The organism is Streptomyces sp. NBC_00289, assembly GCF_041435115.1.
Lineage (GTDB): Bacteria > Actinomycetota > Actinomycetes > Streptomycetales > Streptomycetaceae > Streptomyces.
Genome location: NZ_CP108046.1, coordinates 7,078,861 through 7,102,746 on the forward strand (window position 1 = coordinate 7,078,861; position 23,886 = coordinate 7,102,746).

Annotated in this window: 16 protein-coding genes and 1 pseudogene; 8 read left to right on the top strand and 9 right to left on the bottom strand. The window is 71.4% G+C overall.

Going from position 1 to position 23,886, the window contains the following annotated elements; all coding sequences use genetic code 11:
- Positions 1-62 precede the first annotated feature (62 nt).
- Entirely contained in the window at positions 63-2,108 is a 2,046-nt protein-coding gene (locus OG985_RS32065; protein WP_371671829.1) for a DHA2 family efflux MFS transporter permease subunit, read from the top strand.
- A gap of 42 nt (positions 2,109-2,150) precedes the next feature.
- Here the strand turns inward: OG985_RS32065 and OG985_RS32070 are convergent, their stop codons facing one another.
- Positions 2,151-2,642, bottom strand: a complete 492-nt coding sequence (locus OG985_RS32070) for a GNAT family N-acetyltransferase (protein WP_371671830.1) — start codon at positions 2,640-2,642, stop codon at positions 2,151-2,153.
- A 5-nt stretch (positions 2,643-2,647) separates the two neighbouring features.
- Positions 2,648-3,280 carry a dihydrofolate reductase family protein gene (locus OG985_RS32075; protein WP_371671831.1) on the bottom strand — a complete coding sequence of 211 codons (633 nt, stop codon included), beginning with the start codon at positions 3,278-3,280 and terminating at the stop codon, positions 2,648-2,650.
- A 226-nt stretch (positions 3,281-3,506) separates the two neighbouring features.
- Here OG985_RS32075 and OG985_RS32080 point away from each other — a divergent pair, with 226 nt between their 5' ends.
- Both OG985_RS32080 and OG985_RS32085 read left to right on the top strand, forming a co-directional pair.
- Positions 3,507-4,187: a hypothetical protein gene (locus OG985_RS32080; RefSeq protein ID WP_371671832.1), complete on the top strand. Its 681-nt coding sequence runs from the start codon at positions 3,507-3,509 to the stop codon at positions 4,185-4,187.
- Positions 4,188-4,192: 5 nt separating this feature from the next.
- Complete coding sequence (locus OG985_RS32085; protein WP_371671833.1) at positions 4,193-5,032, top strand: hypothetical protein; 840 nt, start codon at positions 4,193-4,195, stop codon at positions 5,030-5,032.
- Positions 5,033-5,074: 42 nt separating this feature from the next.
- Here the strand turns inward: OG985_RS32085 and OG985_RS32090 are convergent, their stop codons facing one another.
- Entirely contained in the window at positions 5,075-5,485 is a 411-nt protein-coding gene (locus OG985_RS32090) for a DUF1992 domain-containing protein (protein WP_371671834.1), read from the bottom strand.
- 122 nt (positions 5,486-5,607) lie between these two features.
- Here OG985_RS32090 and OG985_RS32095 point away from each other — a divergent pair, with 122 nt between their 5' ends.
- A complete protein-coding gene (locus OG985_RS32095) occupies positions 5,608-6,000 on the top strand; it encodes a hypothetical protein (protein WP_371671835.1) in 393 nt (130 codons plus the stop codon).
- Positions 6,001-6,332: 332 nt separating this feature from the next.
- Here OG985_RS32095 and OG985_RS32100 read toward each other — a convergent pair whose 3' ends face one another.
- Together OG985_RS32100 and proP are read right to left on the bottom strand one after the other, a co-directional pair.
- Positions 6,333-7,004, bottom strand: a complete 672-nt coding sequence (locus OG985_RS32100; protein ID WP_371671836.1) for an O-methyltransferase — start codon at positions 7,002-7,004, stop codon at positions 6,333-6,335.
- Between the two features lie 274 nt (positions 7,005-7,278).
- A complete protein-coding gene (gene proP / locus OG985_RS32105) occupies positions 7,279-8,658 on the bottom strand; it encodes a glycine betaine/L-proline transporter ProP (RefSeq protein ID WP_371671837.1) in 1,380 nt (459 codons plus the stop codon).
- A gap of 402 nt (positions 8,659-9,060) precedes the next feature.
- Between proP and OG985_RS32110 the strand changes: the two genes are divergently transcribed.
- The 3 genes from OG985_RS32110 to OG985_RS32120 all read left to right on the top strand — a co-directional run bounded on the left by OG985_RS32110 (position 9,061) and on the right by OG985_RS32120 (position 18,432).
- Positions 9,061-11,115 (top strand): phosphatase PAP2 family protein, encoded by a 2,055-nt coding sequence (locus OG985_RS32110; protein ID WP_371671838.1) that lies wholly within the window; start codon positions 9,061-9,063, stop codon positions 11,113-11,115.
- 730 nt (positions 11,116-11,845) lie between these two features.
- Positions 11,846-18,013: a DNRLRE domain-containing protein gene (locus tag OG985_RS32115; RefSeq protein ID WP_371674560.1), complete on the top strand. Its 6,168-nt coding sequence runs from the start codon at positions 11,846-11,848 to the stop codon at positions 18,011-18,013.
- Positions 18,014-18,150: 137 nt separating this feature from the next.
- Positions 18,151-18,432 carry a hypothetical protein gene (locus OG985_RS32120; protein WP_371671839.1) on the top strand — a complete coding sequence of 94 codons (282 nt, stop codon included), beginning with the start codon at positions 18,151-18,153 and terminating at the stop codon, positions 18,430-18,432.
- A 328-nt stretch (positions 18,433-18,760) separates the two neighbouring features.
- Here the strand turns inward: OG985_RS32120 and OG985_RS32125 are convergent, their stop codons facing one another.
- On the bottom strand, positions 18,761-19,996 hold the full coding sequence (locus OG985_RS32125; RefSeq protein WP_371671840.1) for a cytochrome P450: 1,236 nt from the start codon (positions 19,994-19,996) through the stop codon (positions 18,761-18,763).
- 279 nt (positions 19,997-20,275) lie between these two features.
- On the opposite strand from OG985_RS32125, the gene OG985_RS32130 reads away from it, so the two are divergent.
- Positions 20,276-21,445, top strand: a complete 1,170-nt coding sequence (locus OG985_RS32130; protein WP_371671841.1) for a steroid 3-ketoacyl-CoA thiolase — start codon at positions 20,276-20,278, stop codon at positions 21,443-21,445.
- A gap of 78 nt (positions 21,446-21,523) precedes the next feature.
- Here the strand turns inward: OG985_RS32130 and OG985_RS32135 are convergent, their stop codons facing one another.
- The 3 genes and pseudogenes from OG985_RS32135 to OG985_RS32145 form a co-directional block, all read right to left on the bottom strand.
- Positions 21,524-22,222 carry a YoaK family protein gene (locus OG985_RS32135; RefSeq protein WP_371671842.1) on the bottom strand — a complete coding sequence of 233 codons (699 nt, stop codon included), beginning with the start codon at positions 22,220-22,222 and terminating at the stop codon, positions 21,524-21,526.
- Between the two features lie 226 nt (positions 22,223-22,448).
- Positions 22,449-22,757, bottom strand: a pseudogene (locus OG985_RS32140) (response regulator transcription factor); the annotation flags it as partial.
- Positions 22,758-23,376: 619 nt separating this feature from the next.
- A complete protein-coding gene (locus tag OG985_RS32145; RefSeq protein ID WP_371671843.1) occupies positions 23,377-23,793 on the bottom strand; it encodes a transglycosylase SLT domain-containing protein in 417 nt (138 codons plus the stop codon).
- Positions 23,794-23,886: the final 93 nt, after the last annotated feature.

A 23,886-nucleotide genomic window follows, 5' to 3' on the forward strand; every position in this document is an offset into this window, starting at 1 on the left:
ACGCGCCACTCCGACCACGATGGAACCCACGAGAAGAGGAACCGAGATCCACGGAGGTCCGCATGGCAGGGGATGCGCCCGTCGCGACCGGGCACGCGCGAGACGCGAGGGACCCGCACGTGCCCGGCAACGTCCTCGTCTCGATCGGCGCGCTGCTGCTCGGCATGTTGCTGGCCGCCCTGGACCAGACCATCGTCTCGACCGCCCTGCCCACGATCGTCAGCGACCTCGGCGGTCTCGACCATCTCTCGTGGGTGGTCACGGCGTACCTGCTGGCATCGACCGCCGCGACCCCGCTCTGGGGCAAACTCGGCGACCAGTACGGGCGCAAGAAGCTGTTCCAGACCGCGATCGTGATCTTCCTCATCGGATCTGCCCTGTGCGGCATGGCGCAGAACATGCCCCAGCTCATCGCCTTCCGCGCGCTCCAGGGACTGGGCGGCGGCGGGCTGATGGTGCTGTCGATGGCGATCGTCGGCGACCTCGTCCCACCCCGTGAACGCGGCCGCTACCAGGGCCTGTTCGGCGCGGTCTTCGGGGCGACCAGCGTGCTCGGCCCGCTGCTCGGCGGCCTGTTCACCGAGCACCTGAGCTGGCGCTGGGTCTTCTACGTCAACCTGCCCGTCGGCGTCGTCGCGCTCGCGGTGATCGCGAGCACCCTGCACATTCCGCGCAAGGTCACCCCGCACGTCATCGACTACCTCGGTACGTTCCTCATCGCCTCCGTGGCCACCTGCCTGGTGCTGGTGGCCTCGCTCGGCGGTACCACCTGGGGCTGGGGTTCGCCGCAGGTGGTCGTCCTCACGGTGCTGGGCGTCGCGCTGGCCGTGGTGTTCGTCCGCGTCGAGCGGAGGGCGGCCGAGCCGGTCCTGCCGCTCAAACTCTTCCGGATCCGCACCTTCACCCTCTCCGCCGTCATCAGCTTCATCGTCGGCTTCGCCATGTTCGGCGCGATGACCTACCTGCCGACCTTCCTCCAGGTCGTGCGGGGCGTCTCGCCGACCGTGTCCGGGGTGTACATGCTGCCGATGGTGGCCGGCCTGCTGCTGGCCTCCACGGCCTCCGGCCAGATCGTCAGCCGCACCGGCCGCTGGAAGGTGTTCCCGGTCCTGGGCACCGGCGTCACCACCCTCGGCCTGCTCCTGCTGCACCGGCTCGACGAGCACAGCTCCACCGCGGCGATGAGCGGCTGCTTCTTCGTCTTCGGCCTGGGCCTGGGCCTGGTCATGCAGGTCCTCGTCCTCATCGTGCAGAACTCGGTCTCCTACGAGGATCTCGGCGTCGCCACCTCCGGCGCGACCTTCTTCCGGTCCATCGGGGCCTCCTTCGGCGTGGCCATCTTCGGCACGGTCTTCGCGAGCCGTCTCGGTGACAAGCTCGCGGACGCCCTCCGGGGTGCCCAGCTCCCGCCCGGCGTCACGGCGGACGCGCTGGAGTCCGACCCGCGGGGCATCGCCACACTGTCCCCCGCCCTGCGCCCGGCGGCCCTGCACGCCTACGCCTCGTCCATCACCGACGTCTTCCTGTACGCCGCTCCCGTCGCCCTCCTCGGCTTCGTGCTGGCCTGGTTCCTGAAGGAGGACAAGCTGCGCGGCTCCGTCACGGCACCCGATGTCACCGAGACCCTCGCCAGCAACCCGGTCGAGCGCTCGTCGTACGACGAGGTGTGCCGCGCGCTGTCCGTCCTCGGCACCCGCGAGGGCCGCCGTCGGATCTACGAGAAGATCACCGAACGGGCCGGCTACGACCTGCTGCCCGCGGCGAGCTGGCTGCTGCTGCGGATCAAGAAGTACGGCTGGGTGGAGCCGGCCGTCCTCTCCGACCGCAGCGCCGTCCCCCTGGGTGTCCTGGTCGACGCCGCCCGGCAGGTCGAGGAACGGGGCCTGGCCGAGCGTGCGGGCCTCGACATGACGCTGACCGACCGGGGCCGCGAGGTCGCGGAACGGCTGGCGCTCGCCCGGGAGGAGTCCCTGGCCGAGCTCCTCGGCGACTGGTGGGGCCCGGACCGGCCGACCGACCTCGCCCAGCTGGTGCGGGAGCTGAACGAGGAGCTGTGCGGCTCGGACCGGGAGGAACCGCACGGCGGTCCGGCCACGCATGTCGGCTGAGGTTCGTGCGGGCCGGCCGAGGCTCGTGCGGGTTCCGGCAGCTCAGCCGAGGTTCCTGGTGAACCAGTGGTCGGCGTACGGGTCGTCGTTGTGGGGCGCCGTCTCCGTGTAGCCGAGGCGGGCGTACAGCGCGCGGGCCTCCACGAGGTCCCCGCGGGTGTCGAGGATCAGCCGGGTGGCGCCCAGGGCGCGGGCCGCGTCCTCGGCCGCCCGTACGAGGAGCGCGGCACCGCCCCGGCCGCGCATCCCCTCGTACAGGAACACCCGGGTGAGTTCGGCGGTCGCGGCGTCGAGCAGCCGTACGCCCGCGCTGCCGGCCGGTTCACCGTCGTACCGTGCGACCACCAACTGCCCCTTGGGCGGGGCGAGATCCGCGCCCGTTTCGGCGGCGATCTCCCGTTCCAGCTCGGCGGGGTCGGTCCGGCGCCCTTCGTGCAGCAGGTACCAGCGGTCGCTGACCTCCGTGTAGTACGCCCGCCACAGCGCGGCGGCGACCGGGGAGTCGAAGGGTTCCGGAGCGAGGGTCCACGTCATGGTCCTCATTCTCGTGAGGCGGTGTGCGGGGCGCGCAACCGGATATGCGTGACCCCCGGCGAGTCGAGCACCTGCGTCTTGCGCCATTCGAGCTGCTCGTCACCGAGGTGCTCGAAGAGCCGCCGCCCGCCGCACGCCAGCACCGGCACCACGTGCAGGAGCAGCTCGTCCAGCCATCCGGCCCGGATGAACTGCTGCACCAGGTCCGCACCGCCCGCCAGCGAGACGTCCTTGTCCCCGGCCGCCTCGCGCGCCAGCTCCAGCGCGCGCCCGGGGCCCTCGGTGACGAAGTGGAATGTGGTGCCGCCCTCCTTCACGAGGGGCTCGCGGGGATGGTGGGTGACGACGTAGACCGGCGTGTGGAAGTGCGGGTCGTCGCCCCACGGGATCTCGCCGGTGATGTACATGCCGTGGCCCATGACCACGGCCCCGGGCCGCTCCGCCCACGCCGCGATCAGCTCGTCGTCGGGGCCGGTCGCCCCGCCCTCCAGCCCCTGCATCCGGCGGAAGGTCCGCAGCCCGTACACCCACGCGTGCAGCCGTTCCCCGCCGATGCCGAGCGGGTGCTCGCGGCCCGAGTCCGGGCCGGCGACGTATCCGTCGAGCGACATGGCCAGCCGTGCGATGACCTCACCCATGACTACCTCCTCAGTCGGTGTTCCCTCACCTCCGCGTCGATCGGGCCACCGCCGGATCGACACGTCGCTCGGATGCATTCCGGCGACCGGTCGCCGTGAACCGCACCGGCCCGACGTACACCCCCGTGGCGGGCAGGCACCGTTTGGGGAGCGACTTCGGGGCAACACGCTTCAGAGAACCGGCCCGTACGGAAGGTCGGTTGGGTCGAGAACCCGGAAGGCATTCATGTCCACAGGCGTGATCATTGCTCTGATCGTGATCGTGGCGGTCGTCGTCATCGTGGCGGCCGTCCTGACCCTGCGAGCCCGTGGCGGGCACGCGGGCGGAAGCCTGAAGCGACGCTTCGGGCCCGAGTACGACCGTGCCCTGGCCCGGCACGACGGGGACTCCAAGGCCGCCGAACGCGAGCTCGCCGAGCGCGTGGAGCGGCACGGATCGCTGCGTGAGCGGGAGCTCGAGCCCGCGCAGCGGGAACAGTTCGAGGCCCGCTGGACGGCGGCCCAGGAGCGTTTCGTCGACTCACCGTCGGAGGCGGTGGCCGAGGCGGACCGGCTGCTCGCCGAGCTGGCCGAGGCCCGCGGTTTCCCGGCGGGCGCACAGTACGAGGAGCAGCTCGCCGCGCTGTCCGTGCACCACGCGCACCACGTGCACGGTTTCCGGCGCGTGCACCGCGTCGCCGCCACGCGCGCGAGTGGGACGCAGGACGGTGGCCGGGCGGGCACCGAGGAGATGCGCGAGGCCATGGTCGAGGCCAGGGCCCTGTACGAGCAGCTGATGGGCCCGGCCCGTCGGCTGGATCGCCGGGACGAGTCCCGGACGGCCACCGGCGAGTCGACACCCGCCCGTACCGAGGGCCGCGGCCATCAGGGGTGGGCATTCACCAGGCGTCACGCGAAGGGGAGTTGAGTGACATGACGGACGCGACGACCGGCGCGGGTGCCGAGGGCGCCCCGCGCGACGGCAAGAACCGAGGCCGTTCGACGATCCCGGCGACCGCTCCGGGCCGTGACCCGGCGACGGGCGAACCGGCGAGCGCGCCGCGCGGCGACACGGTCCCGGGCGGACTCACCACGCCCGCCGGCGACACCGGGACGGGCGGCCGCACACCGCACGAGTCCGCTCCCGGTGGCGAGACGACGACGGGGCGCGACAGTGCGATCGGTCGGGAGACATCGGTGGGACGCGAGACACCGGCAGGTCGCGAGACCACGGCGGATCGTGAGACTTCGGTGGGCCGTGAGACCTCGACGGGCCGTGAGACCTCGACGGGTCGCGACAGCGGCCTGGGCGGGGGTCGCGGCCACGAACCGGATCCGCTGGGCACGCGGGGCACCGAGTCGTCCTCCGGCTCACCTGCCGCCGCCGCTGCCGGCGCACGGACCACTGACGCCACGTCGGGCACCGCCACTCCCGGCGGTGCCGCGAAGTCCGGCATCGGGGTCCACGGCAAGCAGCTCTTCCCGCACGACGACGAGAGCGACAAGCTCGCCCTGCGGCTCCAGCACGCGGTCACCGGCTTCGTCGACAGCCCCCGGACCTCCGTGGAGGAGGCGGACCGGGTGCTGGAGGAGGTCACCTCGCGCTTCACCGACGCCGTGACGCAGCACCGCCGTACGCTTCGCAAGTCCTGGCAGTCCGCGGACGGCGTGGACGGCGCGGACGCCAAGTCGGCCACGAGCACCGACACCGAGCAACTCCGGTTGGCGCTGCGGGACTACCGCGAACTGGCGGAACGGCTCCTGCACCTCTGACAGCCCGGCTGCAGGCCCGGCTCCGAGGGGCCGCTCGCTCGCCTATCCAGCCGCCGCCCGGCGCTCCCGCCACTGACGTACGACGTCCTCGACGTCGTACGGCTTCAGACCCAGCGGGGGGCCGGGCGGCGGCTTGAACATGACCTCACGGATCTTGACGTTGATGTCCTCGACGATCTTCCGGACGATCCGCTCGCTGGGCGCCTTGGCGGCCGCCGCGAGCGCGTCCTCGGCCTCCTTGCGCAGGGCGAGGGTCGGCGGCAGGACCGACAGGCCCTCGCGGGCCATCTTGCGCTTGATCCACCAGAGTTCGTCGTACGACGTGTCCGCGCCGCCCGGAAGTGGCTTGCCCGCGCCGGTCAGATGGGCGAAGTCGCCGCGTGCTTCCGCTTCCCGGATCTGCTTGTCGACCCAGGACTCGAACGGGATGCCGGGTGGCTTTCGCTCGGTCATGGGTCCATTGTGCCGGACGCGGCAGGCCCGGGCGATTTATCATGCGGCGGCGGTGCGCCAACCGGGGCGCCGTACAGGGGCGTTCCCAGCCCTCGTACCAGGACGTCTCAGGAGGAGCGCACGTGCTCGAACTCACCATGGCCACCGTCAGCGCGGCGGAGGAGGGCGCCACGGCCGGGATGCTCATGGCCGAGGCGCCCAGCGAGCCGGGCGCGGTGCTGCGGGTGGGCCGGGACAAGTCCGTGTGCCGGCTCGCGACGCCCGACGACTGGCTGTTCATCTCCCGGGTGCACCTGGAGTTCCTGTGCGGCCCCGAGGGCGCGTGGCAGGTGTCCTGGCTGCGCGGTTCGCAGCCGGACCCGTCCTCCGAGGTCGCCGTGACCATCGGCGGGTACGCGCAGCCCCTCCCCTACGGCGGGACGGTGCCGCTGCCCAGGGGCGGCAGCGGCGAGGTGATCGTCCGCGACCGCACCGCCCCGCGCAGCGTCAACGTCGGCTTCTACCACGAGGTGTAGCGGCCAGGGGCCGAGTGGGAGGGGGCTCGGCGCCGTCGCGTGCGGCACGCCGGCGCCGTTGCCCTGCCCGACCTGCGGAGCGCTCGGGCCGGATCTGTTGAGGGTTCGCCGGGGCCGGCGGGGCGTTCGCCCGGACCGGCGGGGCGCTCGGCTCGGACCGGCGGGGCGTTCGGCTCGGACCGGCGGGGCGTTCGCCGGACCGGGGGGCGCTCGGCTCGGACCTGCGGGGCGTTCGCCCGGATCTGCGGGGCGTTCGCCCGTACCGGCGGGGCGCTCAGGCCAGTGCCCGGACCGGCGGGCCGCTCAGGTCAGTACCCGTACCGGCGGGCCGCTCAGGCCAGTACCCGGGCCAGCGCGAAACCGTCGTAGCCCTTGGCGCCCACCGTCTGGAGGGCGGTGCCGCTCAGTCTCGGGTGGCTGCCGATCAGTTCGAGGGCGGCGCGGGTGCCCACGACGTCCGGCGAGGTGTCGTCGGCGTCGGCTACCCGGCCGCCCCGTACGACGTTGTCGACGACGATCAGGCTGCCGGCGCGGGTGAGCCGCAGGGCCCACTCCACGTAGTGCGGGTTGTTGGCCTTGTCGGCGTCGATGAAGACGAGGTCGAAGGGGGCCGGGTTCTCGTCGGCGAGTCTGGGCAGGGACTCCAGGGCCGGACCCACCCGGACCTCGACGAGCTTGTCGAGACCGGCGCGGGCGATGTTGCGGGTGGCGACCTCGGCGTGCCGGGCGCTGTACTCGAGCGAGACCAGTCGGCCGTCGGCGGGCAGGGCGCGGGCCAGCCAGATGGTGCTGTAGCCGCCGAGGGTGCCGATCTCCAGGACGGTGCGGGCCCCCTGGATCAGGGCGAGGAGGTGGAGGAACTTGCCCTGCGGCGCCGTGACGGCGATCTGCGGGAGACCGGCGGTCTCGCTGTCCCGGACGGCGGCCTCCAGGGTCTCGTCATCGGGCGCGAGGTGGGCGGTGACGTAGTCGTCGACGGCGTCCCAGAGCTGCGACTCGCTCATGCACCTGTGCCTTTCATATGTCTAGTTAGGGGAGCTAACTAGCTGCCCTAACGAATATAGTCGCGCGCCCGCCCCCTGTCCGGGATTTCCGGGAGCCCTGTCGGGAGCGGCCCGGCGGCCCGTCATCGGGCGCACCCGGAGCCGGGACAGGCGCCGGCAGCCGCGGGTGAGGGCGGCTGCCGGCAGGCGGGGACGCGCGGCGGCAGGCGCGGGCGGTCACGGTCACCGCTGTGACGGGCGCGCCCGGACCCGGACGCGGAGCGGGTCGGGCCGGTCACCGTTCCACGGCGGGTGCCGAGCCCGGCAGCGGGCGTCCCGCTGATTCCGTCATGAACCACACCGCGGCGCCACCGATCACGGCCGCCGCCATCATGTAGTAGGCGGGCATCATCATGTTCCCGGTCGCGCCGATCAGTGCCGTCACCACCAATGGCGTGGTTCCGCCGAACAGCGAGACGGACACGTTGAAACCGATCGACAACGAGCCGTACCGCACCCGGGTGGGGAACAGGGCGGGCAGGGCCGAGGGCATCGCGGCGGTGAAGCACACCAGGAGCAGGCCGAGCGCGCCCATGCCGAGGGCGACGGCGAGCAGGCTGCCCTGGCGGATCAGCAGCAGGGCCGGGACGGACAGGAGCAGGAAGCCCGCGCAGCCGGCGGCGATCACCGGGCGGCGGCCGACGCGGTCGGTCAGCGCACCCGCGAACGGCTGGACGACCATCATCAGCGCCATCACGCCCAGCACCACGAGCAGGCCGTGCGTCTCGTCGTACCTGAGTTCGCCGGTCAGATAGCTCGGCATGTACGACAGCAGCATGTAGTCGGTCACGTTGAAGACCAGGACCAGGCCCACGCACAGCAGCAGCGCACGCCACTGGCCGGTGATCATCTCGCGCAGCGGAACCTTCGGGCGGTCGGCCTCGGCCTTCTCGACCTCGGCCGCGAACGCCGGGGTCTCCTCCAGCCGCATCCGCAGGTAGAGGCCGATGATGCCCATCGGGCCCGCGATCAGGAACGGAATCCGCCAGCCCCAGGACTGCAGGTCCGCGGAGGAGAGCAGGGCGGTCATCAGGGTGACCAGGCCCGCGCCGCCGATGTATCCGGCGAGCGTGCCGAACTCCAGCCAGCTGCCGAAGAAGCCGCGCCGTTTGTCGGGCGCGTACTCGGCGATGAAGGTGGAGGCGCCCGCGTACTCCCCGCCGGTCGAGAAGCCCTGCACCAGGCGGGCGGCGAGCAGCAGGATCGGGGCGCCGACGCCGATGGTGGCGTACGACGGGATCAGGCCGATCGCGAAGGTGCCGGCGGCCATCATGATCATGGTGACGGCGAGGACCTTCTGGCGTCCGACGCGGTCGCCGAGCGGGCCGAAGACCATGCCGCCGAGCGGGCGGACCAGGAAGGCCGCGGCGAAGGCGCCGAACGTGGAGAGCAGCTGGGTGGTCGGGTTGCCCGAGGGGAAGAAGACCTTGCCCAGGGTGACCGCGATGTAGCTGTAGACACCGAAGTCGAACCACTCCATCGCGTTGCCCAGGGCGGCGGCCTTGACGGCGCGCTTCACGAGGGCGGGATCGACGGTGGTGACGTCGGGCGCCCCCTGCGAGAGCGGGGCGGGGGACGTGGGGGACTGGGATGTGACGACTGTGGCAGTCGGCAAAACTTCGCTCGCCACCTTTCGACGGAGACAGGGACCGGCCCGTGGTGCGGCGACGGCGGCGACGATGGCGCCCGCGGCAGGCCAAAAAACGACCATAGGGGTACTTGTCCCCCTTACGTGCCGTGCGCGATTGATTGCATGGGGCACGTAAATGGGGTCTGTACAGGCGCGCAGGCCCGCTCTTGAACGCGTTCCGCGGGAGATCACTGTGATCCATCTCGCGCCCCGCGGCGGCGACCGGGCCCGCGGCGGACTATCGTCGTCCGGACAAAAGGGGAACGGACGTCAGGTGAAGGCGGGGTTGCCGGCGTCTCTTTCCGGGGGTGGTGCGGGCCCACGGGGTCCGCAAGCGGAACTCGGCGCGTAGGACACGCGAACAATCGGGGCGGAGGCCGGCGAGGCGTGGCGAATGCGGAGCACAGCGGGCGAGCGGCGGAGGCCTTCGGAGTGACCGGGGCGGCGGACGCGGGTCCTGCCAGACCACGCCTGCGCGCGGCGAGACTCGGCCTGTGGCTGGTGGCCGCCGTTCTCGCCGTACGACAGCTCGTCGTCGTCCTCGGCACCCCCGAGGGGGAGCGGCTGACGGACCTCGAGACCTGGGTCGGGGCGAACGGCGTCCTGCACGTGACGGGCTCGCTGTACGACTCGACGCGGTTCACCGGCACCCCGTTCGGCGGACTGGTCCTGAAACCGCTGACCCGGGCCGCCGAGCAGGCCCTCGGCTGGGGCTGGACCTTCGGCACCCTGCTGCTGGTCGTCGCCCTCGGCCTGGTCGCCGCCCGCGCCTTGCCGCAGCCCGTCAGCCGCCGCACCTCGCTGCTGGCCGCGCCCGTCACCATCAGCCTGCTCATGCTCTCGCTGCCGGTGCGCAACACCCTCTGGCTCGGCCAGACCAGCATCATGCCGGTCCTGCTCGTGCTGCTGGGCTGCTTCGTCGTACGCGGCCAACGGGCCGGCGGAGTGCTGATCGGCGTCGCGGCCGCGCTACAGCCGGCCGTACTGCTCTTCGCGCCCCTGCTGTGGTTCACCGGCCGCCGCCGCGCCGCCGCCACCACCGGCATCACCTTCGCCGCGTGCACCGCGCTTGCCTGGGCCGCGATGCCGCACGACTCGTACACCTACTGGGTGCACCACATGGCGGGCGCGGGACTCGGCGGCGCGGCCGACGGCCTCGCCAACCAGTCCCTGCACGGCGCCCTGCTGCGGCTGGGGCTGTCCGGGCCGCTGGAGATCACCCTCTTCCTGCTGCTCGGCGCGGCCGTCGCCGTCCTCGGCCTGCGGCGCGCCGTGCGCTACGCCCGCGACGGGCAGCTGCTGCTCGCGGTCGCGATCACCGGCTGTGCCGCGATCGCCGTGTCGCCCACCACCTGGCAGCACCAGCTGCTGTGGGTGCTGCTCGCGGTCGTCGGCCGGGTCGGCAGACGGGCCTCCGACCGGTACGTGTGGCCGGTCGCGGTGATCCTGGTGATGACGCTGCCGGCCAAGATGATGCTGCCGAACATGGCGTCGCTGTACACACTCCGTGACAACATCGTCCTGCTGGCGGCCCTGGCCGCCGCCACCCTCGTCCCCTTCCTCTCCCGCACCTCGCCGTACTACCGGTCGCCGATCCCCACCGAGTACGCCGCCCCGGTCCCCACCCGCTTCCCGCGCGTGCCCCTGCTGCCCTTCCTGCGCCGCGTGCTGACCCGCCCCAACCTGCTGCTCGAACTGCTCCTGATCCGCGTCACCTACGCCGCCTACCAGAAGGTCCGGCTCGCGGCGACCGGCGGATCGAACTCCGAGGGCCGGGCGCGGGCGGAGGAGCACGGCCACCAGATCCTCGATCTGGAGCGGTGGCTGCACATCGACATCGAGCACTGGGCCAACCACGCGGTGGTGCGGGTCGGCTGGCTCCGCGACTTCTTCGACTTCTACTACGAGTCGTTCCACTTCGTCGTCCCGCTCAGCGTCTTCGCCGTCCTGTACTGGCGCCGCCCGGTCGACTACCGCTGGGCCCGTTCCGCCCTCGGTTTCGCCACCCTGCTCGCCCTCGTCGGGTTCTGGCTCTACCCGCTGGCCCCGCCGCGGCTGCTGCCGGGTCTCGGCATCATCGACACCGTGCACGGCGTGCAGGACTTCTCCAAGCCGGACTACGGCACGCTGACGGCCCTCACCAACCAGTACGCGGCGATGCCCTCGCTGCACTTCGGCTGGTCGCTGTGGTGCGGGCTCGTCATCGCGATCATCGCGCCCAGGTGGTGGATGAAGGCGCTGGGCCTGCTGCACCCGCTCTTCACCGTCTCGGCGATCGTGGCGACCGGCAACCACTGGGTGCTGGACGCGGCCGGCGGCGCGATGGTGGTCGGCGGCGGCTTCGGCCTCACGTACCTGTTCCAGGGGCCACGGGCCGGGGGCGCGACGACGGCCCCGGTCAGCGAGGCACCGGCCCGGGAGAAGGCCACCGTGCCGAGCTGAGCCGGTGCTCGGTGGTCCCGACGCGGGGGACCTTCGCCCGGGTGGCATTCACGCCGAGCGGGCCTACCGGGACACCGTCCACCACGGCTGGGACGCCCAGCCGAGCCTGGCCCTGCTGTGACTGGCGCGGGGCCGACGGAAGGCGGCCGTGGAGGCGATCCGCCGGGCCCTCGCGGGACGAACGGCGAACTGGCCCGGGCGCGGGTACTTCCGGCAGCGGTGGAGATCCTCCCTGTTCCTCGGGTATCGCCGTGTCGCAGGGGTAGCGGCGGCGAGGGGGCGACCGCCTCGCGCTGTGGACGGTCCGACTCCGCAGGCCCTGTGGTTCGAAGTCCCTTGGCGGATAAGCATGTTGTAAGGAGCTTGACCGGGATCGGGTCCGTCAGCGGTGCGCGACGCCTCCCCGTACCCCATGATGGGCCGTCAGGTCGTGCGACCAATATGTCGCCACCTGCGCGTATTCCCGGACTGACGGGTTCGTGCCCTTCCTGGCGCTCCGGCATAACGATCCGACATGTGGGGGCCGTCTGGAGGAGCGTATCGTCCGTCTTTGGTGCGCGGAGCGCTTTTTAGGTGTCGTTACGATCATGGCGCTCGGCCCAACTCGTGGGCCGGCGAGCGTTGTAGGGACATCATGAGTAAACGAAGGATGCGGGCACGGCGCGGTCGCGCATGGCTCGATCCCCAGGGAGTGTGGACCCGGCGCATAGCCACCTCACTCGCCCTGGCACTGGCTGTCACCGTGCTCGACGGAACCGGAGCGGCCCTGGCCGCACCGCCCGCGAAGGCTCCGGCGAAGGCCAAGAAGTACGCCACGGAAGCAGCCGACATCGCCGGGGCGCGCGTCACCGCCCGGCTGTCGGGCAAGCGGGTCGAGGCGCTGTCCGAGCGGACGGAGACCTCCACCACGTGGGTCAACGCCAACGGCTCGCTGACCACCGAACTCTCGGCCGGACCGGTCCGGTTCCAGGAGGACGGCCACTGGCGCTCCGTGGACCTCGACCTCGTCGACGACGGGGCCGGCGGCATCACGCCGAAGTCCCACCCCCGTGGTCTCCGCCTGGCAGCCGGCGGCGGCACGAAGGCGCGCTCGCTCGCGGACACCGGCAAGGCGAAGGCCCGCGACCTCGTCACGCTGGGAGAGGGCGACCAGCAGATCGCCCTGCAGTGGAAGGGCGGACTGCCCGACCCGAAGCTGGACGGCACGCGTGCCACGTACGTCAACGCCGTACCGGGAGCCGACCTCGTCGTCGAGGCGACCCGGACCGGTTTCGAGCAGTACGTCGACATCCGTGAGAAGCCCGACCGCGAGGGTTTCGCGTACACGCTGCCCCTCAAGGCGAAGGGGCTGAAGGTCGAGCAGCTGAAGGACGGCAGCCTGACCTTCTCCGACAAGAAGGGCAAGAAGCGGGCGTCGATGCCCGCGCCCGTCATGTGGGACGCGGCCGTCGACAAGATCTCCGGCGAGCACACCCACCGTGCGCCGGTGAAGCTCCGTGTGGTGCGGCACCAGGGTTCCCTGGACCTGGTCTTCACCCCGGACGCGAAGTTCCTGGCCGACCCCGCCACGAAGTTCCCGGTCACCGTGGACCCCTCCACGGCGGCCCTGGGCAACGTCTTCGACACCTACGTCCAGCAGGGCGAGACCGTCGACTGGTCGGCCGACACGGAGTTGGACCTCGGCAACCCCGGCACCACCAACGGCGACGGCACCCCGCGTACCGCGCGCTCCTTCATCACGTGGAACACCGCACCGATCTCGGACGCTCTGGTCTCGGACGCGAAGCTGAGCCTGTGGAACATGCACTCGGGCAACACCGCGTGCACCGCGGAGCCCTGGGAGGTCTGGTCCGCGGGCAAGGCGTCCACCGCTTCGCGCTGGACCGCCCAGCCGGCGTGGACGGCGAAGAAGGCCACGTCCACCGAGACGAAGGGCAACCCGGGCTGCACCTCGGCACCGGACGGCTGGATCAACGCCGACGTCACCACCCTGGTGCAGGAGTGGGCCTCCGCGAAGAACGCCACGTCCGGCATGGGACTGCGCGCGACCTCGGAGACGCTGACCGCGCAGTGGAAGCGGGTGAACTCCGCGAACGCGGCGTCCAACCCGCCGAAGCTCGTCGTCACCTACAACTACCGTCCCCGTACCGGTACCGACCAGCAGGCGGGACCGCCGTTCTTCAAGAACACCACAGGCACATGGTTCGTCAACACCACGACGCCCACGCTGCGTGACACCTTCGTCGACCCGAACAACGACAAGGTCGACGGCACGTTCCAGATCTTCGACAACGCGACGGGCACCCAGGTCGGCGACGTCCTCGTGTCGCCGTACGTCCCCTCCGGGCAGCCGGCCTCGGTGACCGTTCCGGCGGGCCTGCTGACCAACGGCAAGACGTACAAGTTCCGCACGTCGCCCTACGACGGCACCAGCTACAACGTGGGCTGGTCGGCGTACGCGGTCTTCACCGTGGACACGTCCGCGCCGTCCGCGCCGTCCTCCGTCGCCTCGACGGACTACCCGAGCAGCCAGTGGGTCAAGGGCGCGGGTCAGGCGGGCCAGTTCACCGTCGTCCCGCCGGCCGGCGACCAGAACGGCATCGAGTGGTCCCTCGACGGCACCACGTGGACCAAGGTCGCCACGAGCGGCACCACCCCGGTGACCATCTCCGTCACCCCGCCCAAGGCCGGGACGAACACCCTCCAGGTCCGCGCGACGGACAAGGCGGAGAACAAGTCCGAGCCGATCGGCTACACCTTCCACGCCGGTCCCGGCGGTGTCACCCTGCCCGATGACGGCACCCGCACCGCCGCCCGCGTCTCGCTCATGGCGGAGGCCGACGGCGCCAAGTTCGACAAGGTCGCCTTCTCCTGGCGGCGCGGTGACGCCGACAGCTGGACCGCAGTCCCCGCGAAGGACGTCACCGACAACGGCCAGACCGTCACGTCGTGGCCGCTCGCGCTGGTCTCGGGCAAGAGCCCGAAGCTGACCTGGAACGCAACCTCGACCATCGACCCCGACGGCGCGGTGCAGGTGCGGGCGGACTTCACCGGTCCGGCCGACGCGGCCGCCGCGTCCGACCCGATCACCGTGGTCGTGGACCGGAACGCGGACGGAGCCGCGTCCGAGAGCGTCGGCCCCGGTACGGTGAACCTCCTCACCGGCGACTACACGCTCTCCGACACCGACGCCGAGTTCTTCGGCATGACGGTCAACCGCACCGCATCCTCCCGTTCGCCCCAGGCAGGGGCCGACCAGCAGGGTCAGGCGGCGATCTTCGGCAAGGAGTGGTTGTCCGGCACCGTCGCCGACGTCGTCGACTCCGACTACACCGAGATCCGCAAGACGTCCGCCACCTCGCTCGACGTGGTCACCAGCGACGGTTCCACCATCACGTTCACCGCCAACGCGGCGGCCAACGGCTGGGTCCCCGAACCGGGATCGGAGGACCTGACCCTCAAGGGCGTCTTCACGACCGGTTCGTTCACGCTGTTCGACACGGCGGGCACGGTGACCACCTTCTCCAAGGTCGCCGCCGGTGCCACCACGTGGACCGTGACGAGTTCGCTGGCCGACGGCCTGGCCAACTCCACCACCAAGGTGGTCTCGGAGGCCGTCACCGTCGACGGCACGACCCGGGCCCGCCCCAAGCGCATCATCGCCTCCACCACCGCGACCACCCTGGCCTCCTGTGACGCGGATCCGTCGACGAAGGGCTGCCGGGTCCTGGAGTTCGTGTACGCCGGCACGACCACCGCCACGTCGTCGGCCTTCGGTGACGTGAAGGACCAGGTCTCGTCGATCAAGCTGTGGGCGACCGCCCCCGGCGCGGCCACATCGACCGCGACCCCCGTCGCCGCCTACGCCTACGACGACTCGGGACGACTCAGGAACACCTGGGACCCCCGAATCTCCCCGGCTTTGAAGACGGCCTACACCTACGACGGTGCCGGCCGGGTCGCGACACTCACCCCGCCCGGACAACTCCCCTGGACGTTCACCTACGGCCAGGCCGGCTCCAATCCGGCCTCCGGCGCCGGGATGCTGCTCAAGACGTCCCGCGCCACGCTGACGCCCGGCAGTGCCACCCAGACGAACGGCACGGCCGACACCAACGTGGTGTACGGCGTGCCGCTGAGCGGCAGCTCCGCCCCGAACGACCTCGGAGCCGCGGCCATCGCGTCCTGGGGCCAGACGGACGCCCCCACCGACGGGACAGCCGTCTTCCCCGCCGACCAGGTCCCGTCCGCCAACGACGGAGCCTCCCTCGGCGCGGGTGCCTACACGCGCGCCGCGGTCCACTACCTGGACGCCTCCGGCCGCGAGGTCGACGAGGCCACTCCGGGTGACCACATCGCGGTCACCGAGTACGACCAGTTCGGCAACACGGTCCGCGCGCTGACCGCCGCGAACCGGGAACTGGCACTCGGCACGACCACGGCGCAGAAGAGCCGGCTCGTCGACCTCGGCATCAACGCGCTCTCCTCCGCGGAGCGGGCGCATCTGCTGTCCAGCGCTTCGGTCTACGACGCCACCGGTACGAGGGAGACCGACGCCTACGGTCCGCTGCGGCAGATCACGCTGGCGGCCGACCTGGTCAGCGGATCCGTCACGGTCGCCGCGGCGGGCAGCCAGACCATGGCCCGCCAGCACACCGTCAAGGCGTACGACACCGGGCGTCCCACCGACGGCACCGCCGTCGTGAAGGACCAGGTCACGCGTCAGACCGACGGTGCGCAGCCGCGCTCCTGGCCCGACCTGCTCGCCGATCCCCGTGCGGTCGCCATCGGGTTCGACTGGGCCCTCGGGCAGCCCACCAGCGTGACCAACGACCCCGGCGGTCTGGCGATCACCACGACCACCGGGTACAACAGCCAGGGCCAGGTCATCAAGACCACCAAGCCGGCGTCCACCGGAACCGATGCCGGAACGACAATCGCCACGTACTACACGGGCGACGGCACCGGCCCCTGCGGTGGCAAGCCGGAATGGGCGGACGCACTGTGCCGCACCACGCCGGCCGGGGCCGTCACCGACGGCGGGACCAACCCGAGCCAGCTCCCGGAGAAGACCGTCGAGTACGGGCTCTTCGGACAGACCGCCAAGGTCACGGAGACGGCCAACAGCGTCACCCGCACCACCACGACGACCCCCGACGCCGCGGGCCGGCCCAAGACGGTCACCGTCGCTGGTGGCGTCGGCGCGGCCGTGCCCGTCACGACGCTGTCCTACGACAGTGCCACCGGGCTCCAGGACAAGCAGACGTCCACGGCCGGCGGCACCATCGCCAAGACGTACGACCAGCTCGGCCGTGAGATGTCCTACGCGGACGCCGACGGCGGGACCACCTCGACCCAGTACGACGCGCTGGACCGGCCCGCCAAGGTCACCGACAGCGTGCCGTCGACCACCACGTACACCTACGACACCGCCGTCGACCCCCGGGGTCTTGCCACGTCGGTCGCGGACTCGGTCGCGGGCACGCTCACCGCGCGCTACGACGCCGACGGCACCATGGTGAGCCAGGGTCTGCCCGGCGGCTTCACCATGAAGCAGGAGCAGGACCCGGCGGGAACACCCGTCACCCGTACCTACACCCGTGACAGCGACGGCACCGTGCTGGTGTCCGACAGCGTCACGTCCACGGTCCAGGGACAGGTCGCCACCCACACCGGCACCCCCGGCGTCACGGCTTCCCAGTCCTACTCCTACGACAAGGCCGGTCGGCTGACCCGTGTGCAGGACACGAGCACCGACGCCGTCTGTACCACCCGCTCCTACACCTTCGACAAGAACTCCAACCGCAAGACGCTGGCCTCCGCCACCGCGGCGGTCAACGCCGACTGCACCACCACCGGCGGTACCACCACCTCCTACAGCTACGACAGCGCCGACCGACAGGTGAACTCCGGCTACACCTACGACGCCCTCGGCCGCACCACCGCCCTGCCCGGGTCCACGGTCGCGTACTTCGCGAACGACCTCGCCCAGCAGCAGACCGCCGGAACTCAGCGCCAGACCTGGACGCTGGACTCCAACATGCGGTTCCGGTCCTGGACGAAGGAGACCAACAACGCGGGCACGTGGAGCCAGACCGAGGCGAAGACCAACCACTACGACTCCGACTCCGACAGCCCGCGGTGGATCGTCGAGAACAACACCAGCGGAGCCCTCACCCGTAATGTGAGCGGCCTCGACGGGAAACTCGCCGCCACTACCACCAAGACCGGCGGCACGGTCCTCCTGCTGGCCGACCTGCACGGCGACATCACCCTCGCCCTGCCGAGCGACATCGCCCAGGCTCCGACCGTCCTCGACGCGGATGAGTACGGCAACCCGCGTGCCGGACAGGTGGCCTCACGCTACGGCTGGCTCGGCGACGAGCAGCGCTCCGGCGAGACCCTCACCGGCCTCAGCCTCATGGGCGCCCGCCTGTACAACCCGGCCACCGGCCGCTTCCTCCAGACGGACCCGGTGACGGGTGGCAGCTGCAACGCCTACGACTACGTGTGCGGCGACCCCGTCAACATGGTCGACCTCGACGGAAGGATGGCCGCACTGGCCCTCGTCGGCGCCGCCGGACTCGGAGTGAGCGCCGGAACGGCACTCACCATCATCGGCGTCGCGGCCGTGGTGGCCATCATCGGACTCATCTGGTGGTACGGGAAGAGCTGGGCCATCCGCAAGGTCAAGTACCTGTGGAAGGAAGCCAAGAAGTCCGGCAAGGCCAAGGGCAACGACGTCCCCGACTTCGCGAAGGGGCAGCGCAGGCACTCCGGTGAATCGCTGGACCACGCGACGGACCGGGTGATGAAGCACGGCGGCTACCGTCCGCCGTACCAGAAGGGACCGAGATCCATCTACAACAAGGTGCGGAAGTACCTGTCCCGGAACTGACGGCGCACGACGGCGCCTGAGTCCTGAGGACTCGACCGGCCGACCGGGGACCCGGGTCCTCTCCGTATCGTTCGTCACGTGCGAAGGGGACCCGGGTCCCCTTCGCACGTGACGACAGAGCGAAAGGCGTGACAACGATGGCTGGCACCACCACGGTCTACCTGCTGTGGCATGTACACCACGTCGCCGAAGAGGACGGCGAGATCCGGCACTTCACCGAACCTGACGACTTCTGGTCCGACGAGGAGGCCGGTGACGACGTCAAACACCTCGGCACCTATTCGAGCCGCGAGGCCGCGCGCGGGCGCATCGAGCGGGCCCGACAGCTCCCCGGCTTCGCCGACGAACCCGACTGCTTCTACATCCAGGAGTCCGTACTCGACGAGGACGAGTGGACCGAGGGATACGTGGTGGCGTAGCCCAGGCGCCGCCTCCGGGCGGAGACCGCCGCGCCCGCGACGGCCTCGCCCCCGTTCGCTGCCGCCCGGCCACTGCGGCTGCACGCGCGGCTCGGGCGGAAGGCTGTTCCGGCGGAACTCCGCCGTAAAAAGCACCACCGCCCCGACGGGGGACGAGGCCGCGCGCCGGGCGGCCCTCGGGGAGGCAGGGGCGGGGCGTGGGGAGGTGTGCTTCCGCCTCCCCCAGGAGGCGGGGGGCCTTCGGGCCTCGCAGGACTGTGAACGGGCCGGCGGCGCCGGGAAAGCCGCCGGCCCGAGTGTGAGGGTGTTGTCCTACGGGTGTTGTCCGTCAGTCCGCGCTGACCTGGAGTTCCTTCACGCCGTTGATCCAGGCGGAGCGCAGCCGGCGCGGGTCGCCGGCGAGCGTCAGGTTGGGCAGGGCGTCGGCGATCGCGTTGAAGATGAGGTCGATCTCGAGGACGGCCAGGGACTTGCCGAGGCAGTAGTGCGGGCCTCCGCCGCCGAAGCCGAGGTGCGGGTTGGGGTCACGGGTGATGTCGAAGGTGTCCGGGTCGTCGAAGACGTCGGGGTCGTGGTTGGCGGAGGCGTAGAAGACACCGACCCGGTCGCCCTTCCTGATCTGCTTGCCGCCGAGTTCGGTGTCCTGGGTGGCGGTGCGCTGGAAGGCGTTGACCGGGGTGGCCCAGCGGACGATCTCCTCGGCGGCCGTCTCCGGGCGTTCCCGCTTGTACCGCTCCCACTGCTCGGGGTGGGTGAGGAAGGCGTGCATGCCGTGGGTGATGGCGTTGCGGGTCGTCTCGTTGCCGGCGACGGCGAGCATCAGCACGAAGAAGCCGAACTCGTCGGAGGCGAGGTTGCCCTCGTCCTCGGCCGCGACGAGCGTGCTGACGATGTCCTTCGCGGGGCACTGTTTCCGCTCGGCGGCCATGTTCATGGCGTAGGCGATGAGTTCGGCGGCGGACTGGGCGCCGACCTCCTCGGTGACGGCGTACTCCGGGTCGTCGTACGAGATCATCTTGTTGGACCAGTCGAAGATCTTGGCCCGGTCGTCCTGCGGGATGCCGATGAGCTCGGCGATGGCCTGGAGGGGCAGTTCGCAGGCGACCTGGGTGACGAAGTCGAAGGGCCCGGAGTGGGCGAGGGCGGTCTGCGCGATGGTGTGGGCGCGGGTGCGGAGGTTGTCCTCCAGGGCCCGGATGGCGCGCGGGGTGAACACGCGCTGCACGATCTGGCGGACCCGGGTGTGCTCCGGCGGGTCCATGTTCAGCAGGATCAGGCGCTGCGCGTCGATCGTGTCGCGCTCGATGTGGTCGTTGAAGCGGATGATCGCCGTGTTGAGGGTCGAGGAGTAGATCTCCGGGTGCGTGGAGACGAACTTGACGTCGGCGTGGCGGGTCACCGCCCAGTAGCCCTCGTCCTGGAAGCCGGCCACGTTGTCCGACTGCGGGATCCAGCGGACCGGTTCGGCCCGGCGCAGTTCGGCGAACTCCGGCAAGGGCACGCGGTGTTGCAGCAGGTCGGGGTCGGTGAAGTCGAACCCGTCGGGCAGCGCTGGACAGGGCATCGGCAACTCCAGCTGTGGTGTGACAGCCTTCTGACGGTCCATCAGGAACTGCCGTGAAGGTAGTAACGGGTTCTACAAGTGGCAAGAGGCACGGCGCCGTCAATTGAGTGAGGACTCCGTGCGGACGCGCAGATCAAGACTTCCGGGGTGCACGACCCTTGCGGCGACGGACTCCCTGTCAGCAGACTGCAGGGGGAACTAGAACACGTACTAGTTCCGCGTGGCGGGCCGGGCCGGGACGCCCCGCGCCGCGCGGGTACCGGAGGAGAGGAACTCCCCATGGCCGCGGAACCCGTGATCGTCGAAGCCGTACGCACTCCCATCGGCAGGCGCGGCGGCGCGCTCGCCAACCTGCACCCCGCCTACCTGCTGGGCGAGACGTACCGAGAACTCCTCGGTCGGACCGGCATCCCCGCCGACTGTGTCGAGCAGATCGTCGGCGGCACGGTCACCCACGCCGGCGAACAGTCCATGAACCCCGCGCGGACGGCCTGGCTGACGGTCGGGCTGCCCTACGAGACGGCGGCGACGACCGTCGACTGCCAGTGCGGATCCTCGCAGCAGGCCTCCCACATGGTGGCCAACATGATCGCGGCGGGCGTCATCGACGTGGGCATCAGCTGCGGCATCGAGGCGATGTCGCGGGTGCCGCTGGGATCGGGCTCCAAGCACGGACCCGGGAAACCGTTCCCGGACGAGTGGAACGTCGACCTCCCCAACCAGTTCGAGGCGGCGGAACGGATCGCCCGGCACCGGGGCCTGACCCGGGAGAACGTCGACGCCCTGGGCCTCGCCTCCCAGGAACGCGCAGCGGCCGCCTGGTCGGAGGAGCGGTTCAAACGGGAGACCTTCGCCGTCCAGGTGCCGACGACGGAGGAGGAACAGCGGGCGGGCCAGGGCATGTGGCGACTGGTCGACCGCGACGAGGGGCTGCGCGACACGTCGACCGACGCGCTGGCCGCACTCAAACCGATCATGCCCACAGCCGTGCACACGGCGGGCAACTCGTCGCAGATCAGCGACGGGGCGTCGGCCATCATGTGGGCGTCGAAGCGGATGGCGCGGGCGCTGAAACTGCGCCCACGGGCGCGGATCGTCGCTCAGGCGCTGGTCGGAGCGGACCCGCACTTCCACCTGGACGGACCGATCGACGCCACGAAGGCCGTGCTCGGCAAGGCGGGCATGTCCCTGAAGGACATCGACCTCGTCGAGATCAACGAGGCGTTCGCGTCGGTGGTGCTGAGCTGGGCGCAGGTCTTCGAACAGAACCTGGACAAGGTCAACGTCAACGGCGGCGCCATCGCCCTGGGCCACCCGGTCGGGGCGACGGGAGCACGGCTCATCACCACGGCCCTCCACGAACTGGAGCGCGCCGACAAGGAGTTCGCCCTGGTGACCATGTGCGCCGGAGGCGGCCTCGCCACCGGCACGATCATCCAGCGACTGTAGCCGCCGCCCAGGTGACGACGGTGGTGAACGCGGCGGGCCGGGGTGGTGACGGCGGCGGGTGAGGACCGGAGCGGGCGTCTACTCCCGCCCCGAGGCCACCACCGCCAGCACCGCCACGGCCACCGCCGCGATCAGCAGCGGGATGCCCAGATCGTGGTGGATCACCAGCCAGGCGCCGAGTGTGGCGCCGGCCAGCATCGCGGCGACCGAGGCGGTACGGCGGGGTGAGTGGTGGCCGGAGCCGCCGCCGGCCCGGGAGTCGGAGGCGAGGCCCGTGAGGGTCATCGTCAGGACGGTCGTCGTCAGGTCGGGGACGCCCAGCTTGCGTACCGTCGCGTTGCGCAGGCCCATGGCGAAGGCCGTGACCGAGATCAGGGCGTACACGGTGGCGTCGGCGGAGGCGTCCGGGTCGGCGAAGGCGACCGCGGCCGACGCGCCCAGCAGCACCGCTTCGACGGCCAGCGTCGATCGGACCCAGGTGCGCCGCGAGCCACTGCCGAGCCGGACCGCCACCCGCCCGCCGACCACCGCGCCCGCCAGGAAGGAGACCAGGGACGTGAGGGTGTGCGCGACGGAGAATCCGGGCGCCCCGGCCGCCGCGAAGCCGAGCACCACCACGTTGCCGGTCATGTTCGCGGTGAAGACGCGTCCGAGGCCGAGGTAACTCACCGCGTCGATCAGCCCGCTGACCACGGTCAACACCAACAACACGGGCACCAGCCGCACCCCCCGCGCTTCGGCGGCACGCGGCTGCGCCTCGGCGCTCTCTGACGTCATACGAGCCTCCGGTGGTCGGCGGGACGGGCGCACGGTGTCCGCCGAGCCCACCCCGGACACGGCGAAGGAGGGCAAGGGGATCACCGCGGGCCAGACTCCCACGCCGGGAGCCGGGAGCCGGGAGCCGGGAGCCGGGAGCCGGGAGCCGGGAGCCGAGGGCCGGGAGCCGCCCGACGTCCTGGCCGGGCCGCGCCCTCGCGGCCGCTTCCGTGAGGTCCGCGATCTTCTACCTGTCGCCGTGGTGCGGGGAGATCAGGCCCGTCTCGTAGGCGAGTACCACTGCCTGGACTCGGTCGCGGAGGTCGAGTTTGGAGAGGATGCGGCCCACGTGGGTCTTGATCGTGGTGGGGCTGAGGGAGAGGCGGGCGGCGAGTTCGGCGTTGCTCAGGCCCGTGGCCAGGAGGCGGAGGACCTCCAGCTCACGGGGGGTCAGGTCCGACAGGTCGCGGTGCGGGGCGGTCGGCGGGGTCTCCGTGCGGTGGGCGAAGCGTTCGATCAGGCGGCGGGTGATGGCGGGGGTCAGCAGGGCCCGGCCGCCGCCGGGGTGAGGGTGCCGCACGCGGCGACACGTCCGCCGGGCCGCCGGGGCGAGCGCCCTACGCACGGGGTGCCGCCGCGCCGTGCTTACGGGGTGCCGTCCGTCGGGCGGCCGGGGTGAAGGCGGTGCGCACGGAGTGACGTCCGGCCGCCGCCGGGGTGAGGGTGCCGCACGCGGCGACACGTCCGCCGGGCCGCCGGGGCGAGCCCCCTCCGCACGGGGTGCCGCCGCGCCGCCCGGGCATGGCGAAGGCGGCGGCCCCGGGGATCGGGGGGCCGCCGCCTTCGCGTCAGGGGGACCGGTCGTGCGGGACGGTCGGTCGAGGGGGGACCAGTCGTACGGGAAGTCGGTCGCGGTGACCGGTCGTACGGGTGGGTCGGTCGAGGGGTGACCGGGGGTGGGTGCCGGTCGGGGTGACCGGTCGTATGGAGATGTCGGTCCAGGTGAACGGCCGTGCGGTGGGCCGGTCGAGGGGATCGGTCGAGCAGGAGGCGGGGTCATGCGCGTGTGGCGTGCGGCCGGCGCTTCGGAGGTCTGCGGTCGGCCCTCGCGGACAGGGGCGGCAGGGACGGTGTGCAGCCGGCTCTTACGGCAGGTGCCTGGCGGGTGGGACCGCTCAGTACCAGCCGTTGGACTGCCAGAAGCTCCAGGCGGCGGCCGGGCTGCCGTAGCGGGAGTTCATGTAGTCCAGGCCCCACTTGATCTGGGTGGCGGCGTTGGTCTTCCAGTCGGAGCCGGCCGAGGCCATCTTCGAGCCGGGCAGGGCCTGGACCAGGCCGTAGGCGCCGGACGAGGAGTTCTTGGCGGTGACGTTCCAGCCGCTCTCGTGCTGGACGATCTTGCTGAAGGCGTTGTACTGCGCGGCGCTCGGGATCAGCTTGTGCGCGATCGCCTGGGCCTGGGGGGCCGACGAAGTGGCGGCCTGGGCCGGAGCCGAGGTGAGGACCATGCCGGTGGTGGCGGCGGCCAGCGCGGCGGCGGTGAGGGCCTTCTTCGGGGTGGCGATGCGACGGGCGATGCGGGAGACGAACACGGAGAACCTTTTCTTCGGGGACGGGGCGGTCGCCGTACATCCGGACCACGCGGTGCGTGGCGGGGGGCGTACAGCGGCGCCGAGGCCCTGGAG

What these genes read in the sequence shown, in the direction of transcription:
- OG985_RS32065 (WP_371671829.1), top strand. Translation starts at nt 63, where the DNA reads ATGGCAGGGGATGCGCCCGTCGCGACCGGGCACGCGCGAGACGCGAGG.
- OG985_RS32085 (WP_371671833.1), top strand. Translation starts at nt 4,193, where the DNA reads ATGACGGACGCGACGACCGGCGCGGGTGCCGAGGGCGCCCCGCGCGAC.
- OG985_RS32090 (WP_371671834.1), bottom strand. Translation starts at nt 5,485, where the DNA reads ATGACCGAGCGAAAGCCACCCGGCATCCCGTTCGAGTCCTGGGTCGAC.
- OG985_RS32135 (WP_371671842.1), bottom strand. Translation starts at nt 22,222, where the DNA reads ATGACGTCAGAGAGCGCCGAGGCGCAGCCGCGTGCCGCCGAAGCGCGG.
- OG985_RS32120 (WP_371671839.1), top strand. Translation starts at nt 18,151, where the DNA reads ATGGCTGGCACCACCACGGTCTACCTGCTGTGGCATGTACACCACGTC.
- OG985_RS32080 (WP_371671832.1), top strand. Translation starts at nt 3,507, where the DNA reads ATGTCCACAGGCGTGATCATTGCTCTGATCGTGATCGTGGCGGTCGTC.
- OG985_RS32070 (WP_371671830.1), bottom strand. Translation starts at nt 2,642, where the DNA reads ATGACGTGGACCCTCGCTCCGGAACCCTTCGACTCCCCGGTCGCCGCC.
- OG985_RS32125 (WP_371671840.1), bottom strand. Translation starts at nt 19,996, where the DNA reads ATGCCCTGTCCAGCGCTGCCCGACGGGTTCGACTTCACCGACCCCGAC.
- OG985_RS32100 (WP_371671836.1), bottom strand. Translation starts at nt 7,004, where the DNA reads ATGAGCGAGTCGCAGCTCTGGGACGCCGTCGACGACTACGTCACCGCC.
- OG985_RS32130 (WP_371671841.1), top strand. Translation starts at nt 20,276, where the DNA reads ATGGCCGCGGAACCCGTGATCGTCGAAGCCGTACGCACTCCCATCGGC.
- OG985_RS32075 (WP_371671831.1), bottom strand. Translation starts at nt 3,280, where the DNA reads ATGGGTGAGGTCATCGCACGGCTGGCCATGTCGCTCGACGGATACGTC.